The organism is Streptococcus sp. Marseille-Q7087, from assembly GCF_965111935.1.
In genome coordinates this window covers 185,255-195,000 of record NZ_CBCOPJ010000001.1, presented here as the reverse complement: position 1 = coordinate 195,000, position 9,746 = coordinate 185,255, and the positions used below count along the sequence as shown (strand labels likewise).

5 protein-coding genes, 2 tRNA genes and 2 rRNA genes (1 of these 9 cut by a window edge) are annotated in these 9,746 nt (G+C 45.0%); all 9 read right to left on the bottom strand.

What is annotated here, in order from left to right:
* A 23S ribosomal RNA gene (locus tag ACWPVF_RS01010) occupies positions 1–1,688 on the bottom strand (it extends 1,214 nt beyond the left edge of the window).
* A gap of 125 nt (positions 1,689–1,813) precedes the next feature.
* Positions 1,814–1,886: transfer RNA gene (locus tag ACWPVF_RS01005), tRNA-Ala, on the bottom strand.
* A gap of 50 nt (positions 1,887–1,936) precedes the next feature.
* A 16S ribosomal RNA gene (locus tag ACWPVF_RS01000) occupies positions 1,937–3,484 on the bottom strand.
* Together the 16S and 23S rRNA genes with 2 tRNA genes alongside form the textbook arrangement of a ribosomal RNA operon.
* A 227-nt stretch (positions 3,485–3,711) precedes the next feature.
* Positions 3,712–3,783: transfer RNA gene (locus ACWPVF_RS00995), tRNA-Glu, on the bottom strand.
* A 234-nt stretch (positions 3,784–4,017) separates the two neighbouring features.
* A complete protein-coding gene (gene rpsD, locus ACWPVF_RS00990; protein WP_006144803.1) occupies positions 4,018–4,629 on the bottom strand; it encodes a 30S ribosomal protein S4 in 612 nt (203 codons plus the stop codon).
* A 194-nt stretch (positions 4,630–4,823) separates the two neighbouring features.
* Entirely contained in the window at positions 4,824–5,876 is a 1,053-nt protein-coding gene (locus ACWPVF_RS00985; RefSeq protein ID WP_414308226.1) for a sensor histidine kinase, read from the bottom strand.
* Positions 5,873–6,571, bottom strand: coding sequence for a response regulator transcription factor (locus tag ACWPVF_RS00980; protein ID WP_045613077.1), 699 nt, complete (start codon positions 6,569–6,571; stop codon positions 5,873–5,875). The genes ACWPVF_RS00985 and ACWPVF_RS00980 overlap by 4 nt, the downstream gene beginning before the upstream one ends.
* Before the next feature lie 122 nt (positions 6,572–6,693).
* Complete coding sequence (locus ACWPVF_RS00975) at positions 6,694–8,922, bottom strand: SSURE domain-containing protein (RefSeq protein WP_454384167.1); 2,229 nt, start codon at positions 8,920–8,922, stop codon at positions 6,694–6,696.
* Positions 8,923–9,078: 156 nt separating this feature from the next.
* Positions 9,079–9,744, bottom strand: coding sequence for a potassium channel family protein (locus tag ACWPVF_RS00970; RefSeq protein WP_414308223.1), 666 nt, complete (start codon positions 9,742–9,744; stop codon positions 9,079–9,081).
* Between the last annotated feature and the right edge of the window lie 2 nt (positions 9,745–9,746).

Genomic DNA, 9,746 nt, shown 5'->3' with positions numbered 1-9,746 from the left:
GAGAGTTCTCTCGCTCACCTGAGGCTACTCGCCTCGACTACCTGTGTCGGTTTGCGGTACGGGTAGAGTATGTTTAACGCTAGAAGCTTTTCTTGGCAGTGTGACGTCACTAACTTCGCTACTAAACTTCGCTCCCCATCACAGCTCAATGTTATAGAACTAAGCATTTGACTCAGTTCACACCTCACTGCTTAGACAGACACTTCCAATCGTCTGCTTTAGTTAGCCTACTGCGTCCCTCCATCACTACATACTCTAGTACAGGAATATCAACCTGTTGTCCATCGGATACACCTTTCGGTCTCTCCTTAGGTCCCGACTAACCCAGGGCGGACGAGCCTTCCCCTGGAAACCTTAGTCTTACGGTGGACAGGATTCTCACCTGTCTTTCGCTACTCATACCGGCATTCTCACTTCTATGCGTTCCAGCGCTCCTCACGGTACACCTTCGCCACACATAGAACGCTCTCCTACCATACCTATAAAGGTATCCACAGCTTCGGTAAATTGTTTTAGCCCCGGTACATTTTCGGCGCAGGGTCACTCGACTAGTGAGCTATTACGCACTCTTTGAATGAATAGCTGCTTCTAAGCTAACATCCTAGTTGTCTGTGCAACCCCACATCCTTTTCCACTTAACAATTATTTTGGGACCTTAGCTGGTGGTCTGGGCTGTTTCCCTTTCGACTACGGATCTTAGCACTCGCAGTCTGACTGCCGACCATAATTCATTGGCATTCGGAGTTTATCTGAGATTGGTAATCCGGGATGGACCCCTCACCCAAACAGTGCTCTACCTCCAAGAATCTTTATGTCGACGCTAGCCCTAAAGCTATTTCGGAGAGAACCAGCTATCTCCAAGTTCGTTTGGAATTTCTCCGCTACCCACAAGTCATCCAAGCACTTTTCAACGTGCCCTGGTTCGGTCCTCCAGTGCGTCTTACCGCACCTTCAACCTGCTCATGGGTAGGTCACATGGTTTCGGGTCTACGACATGATACTAAAGCGCCCTATTCAGACTCGGTTTCCCTACGGCTCCGTCTCTTCAACTTAACCTCGCATCATATCGTAACTCGCCGGTTCATTCTACAAAAGGCACGCTCTCACCCATTAACGGGCTCGAACTTGTTGTAGGCACACGGTTTCAGGTTCTATTTCACTCCCCTCCCGGGGTGCTTTTCACCTTTCCCTCACGGTACTGGTTCACTATCGGTCACTAGGGAGTATTTAGGGTTGGGAGATGGTCCTCCCAGATTCCGACGGGATTTCACGTGTCCCGCCGTACTCAGGATACTGCTAGGTACAAAGACTATTTTGAATACGAGGCTCTCACTCTCTTTGGCTGATCTTCCCATATCATTCTTCTATAATCTTTGAGTCCACATTGCAGTCCTACAACCCCGAAGAGTAAACTCTTCGGTTTGCCCTCCTGCCGTTTCGCTCGCCGCTACTAAGGCAATCGCTTTTGCTTTCTCTTCCTGCAGCTACTTAGATGTTTCAGTTCACTGCGTCTTCCTCCTCATATCCTTAACAGATATGGGTAACAGGTAGTACCTGTTGGGTTCCCCCATTCGGAAATCCCTGGATCATCGCTTACTTACAGCTACCCAAGGCATATCGTCGTTTGTCACGTCCTTCTTCGGCTCCTAGTGCCAAGGCATCCACCGTGCGCCCTTATTAACTTAACCTTATTTTTTTGACCTTTCAGTCATAAACTCTTATTAATACTACAGCGTTTTCGGTTTATTTTCTTGTTACTATTTGATATAGATATTCAATTTTCAATGTGCATTACTTGGTGATCTCTCACCAATGGAGCCTAGCGGGATCGAACCGCTGACCTCCTGCGTGCAAAGCAGGCGCTCTCCCAGCTGAGCTAAGGCCCCACAAGACCTCTCAAGACTAAACAAGACCAATGTGCATTCCTTATCCTTAGAAAGGAGGTGATCCAGCCGCACCTTCCGATACGGCTACCTTGTTACGACTTCACCCCAATCATCTATCCCACCTTAGGCGGCTGGCTCCAAATGGTTACCTCACCGACTTCGGGTGTTACAAACTCTCGTGGTGTGACGGGCGGTGTGTACAAGGCCCGGGAACGTATTCACCGCGGCGTGCTGATCCGCGATTACTAGCGATTCCGACTTCATGTAGGCGAGTTGCAGCCTACAATCCGAACTGAGACTGGCTTTAAGAGATTAGCTTGCCGTCACCGACTTGCGACTCGTTGTACCAGCCATTGTAGCACGTGTGTAGCCCAGGTCATAAGGGGCATGATGATTTGACGTCATCCCCACCTTCCTCCGGTTTATTACCGGCAGTCTCGCTAGAGTGCCCAACTGAATGATGGCAACTAACAATAGGGGTTGCGCTCGTTGCGGGACTTAACCCAACATCTCACGACACGAGCTGACGACAACCATGCACCACCTGTCACCTCTGTCCCGAAGGAAAACTCTATCTCTAGAGCGGTCAGAGGGATGTCAAGACCTGGTAAGGTTCTTCGCGTTGCTTCGAATTAAACCACATGCTCCACCGCTTGTGCGGGCCCCCGTCAATTCCTTTGAGTTTCAACCTTGCGGTCGTACTCCCCAGGCGGAGTGCTTAATGCGTTAGCTACGGCACTAAACCCCGGAAAGGGTCTAACACCTAGCACTCATCGTTTACGGCGTGGACTACCAGGGTATCTAATCCTGTTTGCTCCCCACGCTTTCGAGCCTCAGCGTCAGTTACAAGCCAGAGAGCCGCTTTCGCCACCGGTGTTCCTCCATATATCTACGCATTTCACCGCTACACATGGAATTCCACTCTCCCCTCTTGCACTCAAGTTAAACAGTTTCCAAAGCGTACTATGGTTAAGCCACAGCCTTTAACTTCAGACTTATCTAACCGCCTGCGCTCGCTTTACGCCCAATAAATCCGGATAACGCTCGGGACCTACGTATTACCGCGGCTGCTGGCACGTAGTTAGCCGTCCCTTTCTGGTAAGATACCGTCACAGTGTGAACTTTCCACTCTCACACTCGTTCTTCTCTTACAACAGAGCTTTACGATCCGAAAACCTTCTTCACTCACGCGGCGTTGCTCGGTCAGACTTCCGTCCATTGCCGAAGATTCCCTACTGCTGCCTCCCGTAGGAGTCTGGGCCGTGTCTCAGTCCCAGTGTGGCCGATCACCCTCTCAGGTCGGCTATGTATCGTCGCCTTGGTGAGCCGTTACCCCACCAACTAGCTAATACAACGCAGGTCCATCTGGTAGTGGAGCAATTGCCCCTTTTAAACAGCTATCATGCAATAACTGTTGTCATGCGGTATTAGCTATCGTTTCCAATAGTTATCCCCCGCTACCAGGCAGGTTACCTACGCGTTACTCACCCGTTCGCAACTCATCCGCTCGGTGCAAGCACCAAGCTTCAGCGTTCTACTTGCATGTATTAGGCACGCCGCCAGCGTTCATCCTGAGCCAGGATCAAACTCTCATTAAAAGTTTGAGTTCTCACTCATTTCTGTCACTGACAGATTTATTGTTTTTTCATTGTTCAGTACTATAACCTTCAGTTATAGTGCCCTGCACATTGGTTCGTCTTGTTCAGTTTTCAAAGGTCTTTGTCGCGCTTGCGACAACTATATTAGTATATCACAGTCAGTTTTCTCTGTCAACAGGTTTTTTAACTTTTTTTAAATCCTATCAACCTTAACCGCGATACACCCATAGTCCGTACGGGATTCGAACCCGTGTTACCGCCGTGAAAAGGCGGTGTCTTAACCCCTTGACCAACGGACCTTGAGTTTTTCAACTCTTTCTATTATACCTACTTTTTAGCGCTTGTCAAGAACTTGAGATTATTTTTTTCTGATATTTTTTTATTAAATCTTAATCTTTAATTTTAAATAGTAGTCTTCCTAGACCGAAAAGCACTATAAGGGGAGTAAAAAGGGGAACAAACCCAGAGGCCAACATTTTAAGATAAAGAAAAAAGCCCACTGTTGTAGGCTTTTTGTAAAACAAATCTTAAAATTAAAGCATTTTGTTGTAGAATTCAACGATAAGTGCTTCGTTGATTTCTGGGTTGATTTCATCGCGTTCTGGCAAACGAGTCAATGAACCTTCCAATTTATCAGCGTCGAATGATACGAATGCTGGACGTCCAAGAGTTGCTTCAACAGCTTCAAGGATTGCTGGAACTTTCAATGATTTTTCGCGAACTGAGATCACTTGACCTGGAGTTACACGGTATGATGGGATATCAACGCGTTTTCCGTCAACAAGGATGTGACCGTGGTTTACGAATTGACGAGCTTGACGACGAGTAGTCGCAAGACCAAGACGGTAAACAACGTTATCCAAACGACGTTCCAAAAGAAGCATGAAGTTGAAACCAAGGATTCCGCCTTTGATTTTTGTAGCTTCTACGAACAAGTTACGGAATTGTTTTTCACCAACACCGTAAGTGAAACGAAGTTTTTGTTTTTCAGCCAATTGCAAACCGTATTCTGACAATTTAGAACGGTTGTTTGGTCCGTGTTGTCCTGGTACGTAGTTACGACGTGCCAATTCTTTACCTGTACCTGTAAGTGAAAGGCCAAGGCGACGAGCTTGTTTCCAAGATGGTCCTGTATAACGTGACATGTGAATGTCCTCCTGATATAAATAATATTTCGGTGGAAATAGTCACTTAGAAAGCCCTGATTCGTGCAGATGCCCTTCGCCTAAACAGCCAAGGTTACTTATCATAAGACACCTGTTGACGAGCTTCATGCTTTCCTGCTGCTATTTCACACAAAGACTATTATATCATGAATTATTGAATTTGTAAAGGGGAGTTAAGCTTTATTTTCACTACCAGAAAGGTTGAGAAGGAGGGTAAAGGTGCTTCCTAGGCCGTACTGGCTGGTAACTGTGATTTCTCCACCTAATTGATGGGCTAATTCACGCGCAATCGCAAGACCTAATCCATGACCACCTGTTTTCATATTACGCGAAGTTTCAACACGATAAAGGCGTTTGAAAATATTCTCTAAATCCTCTGTGGCAATGCCCTGTCCCTCATCGGTCACACTGATTGAAAGCTGATGCTTCTCCAGTTTAGCTACCACTTCCAGCTTGGTTCCTGGAGCAGAGTATTTAAAAGCGTTATTAACCAGATTAACCAAGATACGAGAAAGCTTGGCATAATCTCCTTCAAACCGGGCAGACTCTGGAATCACTTGCAAGTGGACATCTCTCTCCTCCTGCTCAATCAAAAATTGAAATTCACTCATGCACTCAATCAAAAGCTGATCCAGAAAAATGCTGTCTTTTCCAGTCGTCTTCTCCTGATTTCTAGCTGTATTTAGGCTCAAAAAATTCAACTCTTCAACCAGTTTATTAAGCCGTTCTGTCTGGCGTCCAATGGTTGCTAGATAATGGGCTTGTTCTCCTTCCTTGATAACCCCGTCCAAAATCCCTTCTACCGTCGCTTGGATCGAAGTGATGGGGGTCTTGATATCATGCGACAACTGGGCAATCATCAAGCCCTTTTCTCGTTCGCTTTCTTCCAAGGAATCAAAGGTCGCCTGTAAATCATGTGACATTTCATTGAAAGCTTGTCCTAACTGCTGAAATTCCACAGGCCCTTTAACCTCAAGATTTGAAGGAAAATCCTTGTCCGCTACTCGCTTGGCATGTTCCTTCAGTTTACCCAATGAAGTAAAGACCGGTGATAGGAGATAGAGACTAATCCCAGCACCAACAAAACTTGCCATGAGAGTCATTCCCACTAGGAAATAAATCTCTCTTTCGTCAATTAACATTCGCTGGACCGCCCAAAAAACTACGATAATCGTTAAGAGTGTTGAAATGATATAACCCACTAGAATATAACTTTTTAATTTCATTGACTACCTCGTGCTTTCTCAATTTTATAGCCCAAGCCCCAAACGGTTTTGATGGTGGGCGTTTCTGCACTGGCATATTTAGCCAACTCCTGCCTCAATGCATGAATATGAACATTCAAGGTATTGGTATCATCCACATAGTCTTCTTGCCAAACCTTTTCATAGAGATCTGTCTTAGAGAAAACCCGCTTTGGATTGCTGGCTAAAAGCCATAAAAGCTCGAAGGATTTGACTGTTAGATCAAGCGATACACCTCCGATAGAAACCTCATGACTACCGTGATTCATCCGTAAATCCCCGAGACTGACGACTTCTGTCTCACCTCCACGATGAAGGCGACGCAAGATATTGTGGACACGTAAAACCAACTCACGAGGGCTAAATGGCTTGGCAATAAAGTCGTCTGCCCCCAAGCTTAGTCCATAAATCTTGTCTTGCTCACTGGTCTTAGCCGTGATAAAGAGAAAAGGCTGATCTGGAGAATGATACTGAACCTCACTAATCAAATCATAGCCATCCATCCGAGGCATCATGATATCTGTAATAATCAAATCAATCGGTTTTCGCTTGAAGATTTCTAAAGCCTCTACTCCATCATGGGCCACCAAAACCTGATATCCTGCCTGAACCAGATAGCGTTGATGAATATCTGTGATTTCTACCTCGTCGTCAACGAGTAAAATGGTCTTTCCCATCTGTCTCTCCTTTGAAAAAACAGTGCTATACCACAATAGTATAACACTATTTTAATCGCTTTACGAACATTCTAATCGCTATCTGGATTTTTCAAATCCTAGATAGAAAGTCTGTAGCCAGACTAGTCATTTTCCTCTCTTTTAGCTTTTAAACCGAGGCCACCTAACAGTCCGGCCAAGGCGAGTCCAAAGAATCCAAGAGTAGTCATTGAGGTTTGGGCTTCACCGGTATATGGAAGCATGCCTTTTGGTTCTTTCATTTGATCAGCCATCATTGGACTTGATACCTTATTATTAGATGCCATCTTGCCTTCATCAGACATCTTGCTTGAGGCTGCTGGAGCTTGGTCTTGCTTCATACTTGGAGTTGCCATTAGCTGTCTAACATTCATGGTTTTGTCTCGCTCTTTGTTAGGCATCATCTTATCCTGGCTAGAAGCTGGCATTTGAGCTTTCATATTAGAAGCACCTTGATGACTATTCATCATTGGAGTCAGCATAGCTGAACCATTAGAAGATGGAACGGAATCTGACTGCATCGGAATAAGAGACTGATGTCCATTCAAGTTCACTGTCAAATCCTTAGTCGCTACCAGATTTGTCAAATCGGCCTTGCCATCTTTTGCACCGTACACTTTAATAGTAGCTTTATAGCTTTGAGTGCCGTTTTGTTTTAACAAGTCAAGCAGCTCTTTGTCAGATTTGCCTTGAGTACCTGCCAAGTCCACTTCATAGAAGTAAAGGCCTTTGCCTAATTTTTCTACTGGTGGAAGGGCGGGATTTTTGGCTGAGCCATTATCTGACCATGGAGCCTTGTCTGATGCCTTCAGAATCAAACGAGTCAACATACCGTCACCGGCGAAGAATTCGTATGGAATGACTCGGTTGACACCGGCTGTGAATGGACCTGGGAAGTTGGCTTTATCCAAGTATGTAGCTGGGACGTCTACCGTGTCTTTAGTGTTGTCGGCTACACCTTTTTGTACTTCAACTGGAGTGGTCAAGCCGTTCAAGTTGACATCCAAATTTTTAGTCGCTACGAGGTTGCTTAAATCGACCTTACCATCTTTCGCACCATACACTTTAATAGTAGCTTTATAGCTTTGAGTGCCGTTTTGTTTTAACAAGTCAAGCAGCTCTTTGTCAGATTTGCCTTGAGTACCTGCCAAGTCCACTTCATAGAAGTAAAGGCCTTTGCCCAATTTCTCTACTGGTGGGAGAGCAGGATTTTTAGCCGAGCCATTGTCTGACCACGGAGCCTTGTCAGAAGCTTTCAAGATAAGGCGAGTCAACATACCGTCACCAGCAAAGAATTCATATGGAATGACTTGGTTGACACCGGCGGTGAATGGACCTGGGTAATTGGCCTTGTCCAAGTAAGAAGCTGGAACATCTACTGTGTCTTTAGTATTGTCAGCCACACCGTTTTGAACTTCAGCTGGAGTGGTTAAGCCATTCAAATTGACATCCAAATCCTTAGTCACTACTAGGTTGCTTAAATCGGCCTTGCCATCTTTCGCACCATACACTTTAATAGTAGCTTTATAGCTTTGAGTGCCGTTTTGTTTCAAGAGGTCTAGAAGCTCTTTGTCAGATTTGCCTTGGGTACCTGCCAAATCCACTTCATAGAAGTAGAGACCTTTGCCCAATTTCTCTACTGGTGGAAGGGCGGGATTTTTAGCCGTTCCATTGTCTGACCATGGAGCCTTATCAGAGGATTTCAAGATAAGGCGAGTCAACATGCCGTCACCAGCGAAGAATTCATATGGAATGACTTGGTTGACACCAGCTGTGAACGGACCTGGGAAGTTGGCTTTGTCCAAGTATGTAGCTGGAACATCTACTGTGTCTTTGGTATTATCAACCACGCCTTTTTGAACTTCAGATGGAGTGGTTGCTGGTTGAGCTTCACTTGCTTCACGGTCTTTTCCAGAAACTGTAGACGCAGGACCTTCCGCAGGTTTAACCGCATCTTCTGTTTGTTTCTTAGAGTCAGCTTGGGATTGCACTTCTTCTTTTGGTGCTACTACTTGGTCTTTAGTGGCTACATCCGCTTTTTCTGGTGAGCTTATAGTATCCAAGCTTGCTTTAGATGTTGAGTCTGCCTGTTCTAAAGGAAGAGTAGTATCCACTGCTTCTTTGAGTAGCTCTGCTGGTAAGTCGCTCTTTTCACTCACCGAAGTGTCGTTTGGCATGACTTGGGCCGGTGTCGGATTGACGACATCTGCACGTACAGAACCTGGTTGACCGACTAGGACAAAGAAGCCACTAGCTACAACAACTGAAGCAACACCGACACTGAGACGGCGAATAGACCAACGAGTATATCTCTGATTTGGATTGAATTTCATAGGATTCTCCTTAGAGTTTTCTTTTTTTGATAGCTCTAGTATAATCTCCTAAAATTAAAAAGGATTAAGAAAAAGTTAAAATTTTTCTTAAATCCTTCTTATAAAATACTTATATTGACTCAATAGTCACTAGAAAAAAGAATAGTTATTTCTCTTTTAATCATTGAGGCGTGCTAGATTATCCAAATATTGGTTATTGATTACTGCCATCATATAGCCATCAGCTTTCAAAAGATCATCTGGTCCAAATTTAACATCTAAGGGAGCATTTTCGTAGTCACGAAAACCAAGGATATTGAGATTGTATCGTCCTCGAAGGTCTAGTTGACTTAGGCTCTTGCCTGACCATGATTGCGGAATTTTCATCTCAACAATAGAGACATTTTTGTCCAACTGAAAGACATCTACGCTATTATTAAACAGAATCGTCTGCGCTAACGAGCGACCCATCTCATACTCTGGGGAAATGACTGAATCCGCGCCAATTTTTTCAAGGACTTTTTTTGCTGTATGACTTTTAACCTTAGCAATAACAGTCGGCACTCCAAGGCTCTTGCAATGCATAACTGCAAGCACACTAGATTCTAAATTTTCCCCAGTTGCCACCACAACTGTATCGCAGGTATCAATTCCTGCTGAGAGCAAGAGCTCTTCATCTGTTATATCTCCAACAACTCCACGTACCAAGACTGGTTCGAACTGATTGATTCGCTCCTCATGGTCATCAATGGCGATAATATTTATATCATGCTGAGCGAGAGTTGTAAGAACACTACTTCCAAAAATACCCAAACCTAAAATTCCAATTGTCCGATCCGCCATAG

Excerpts from the sequence above, each read along its gene's own strand:
- ACWPVF_RS00985 (WP_414308226.1), bottom strand. The coding sequence starts at position 5,876 with ATGAAATTAAAAAGTTATATTCTAGTGGGTTATATCATTTCAACACTC.
- rpsD (WP_006144803.1), bottom strand. The coding sequence starts at position 4,629 with ATGTCACGTTATACAGGACCATCTTGGAAACAAGCTCGTCGCCTTGGC.
- ACWPVF_RS00980 (WP_045613077.1), bottom strand. The coding sequence starts at position 6,571 with ATGGGAAAGACCATTTTACTCGTTGACGACGAGGTAGAAATCACAGAT.
- ACWPVF_RS00970 (WP_414308223.1), bottom strand. The coding sequence starts at position 9,744 with ATGGCGGATCGGACAATTGGAATTTTAGGTTTGGGTATTTTTGGAAGT.
- ACWPVF_RS00975 (WP_454384167.1), bottom strand. The coding sequence starts at position 8,922 with ATGAAATTCAATCCAAATCAGAGATATACTCGTTGGTCTATTCGCCGT.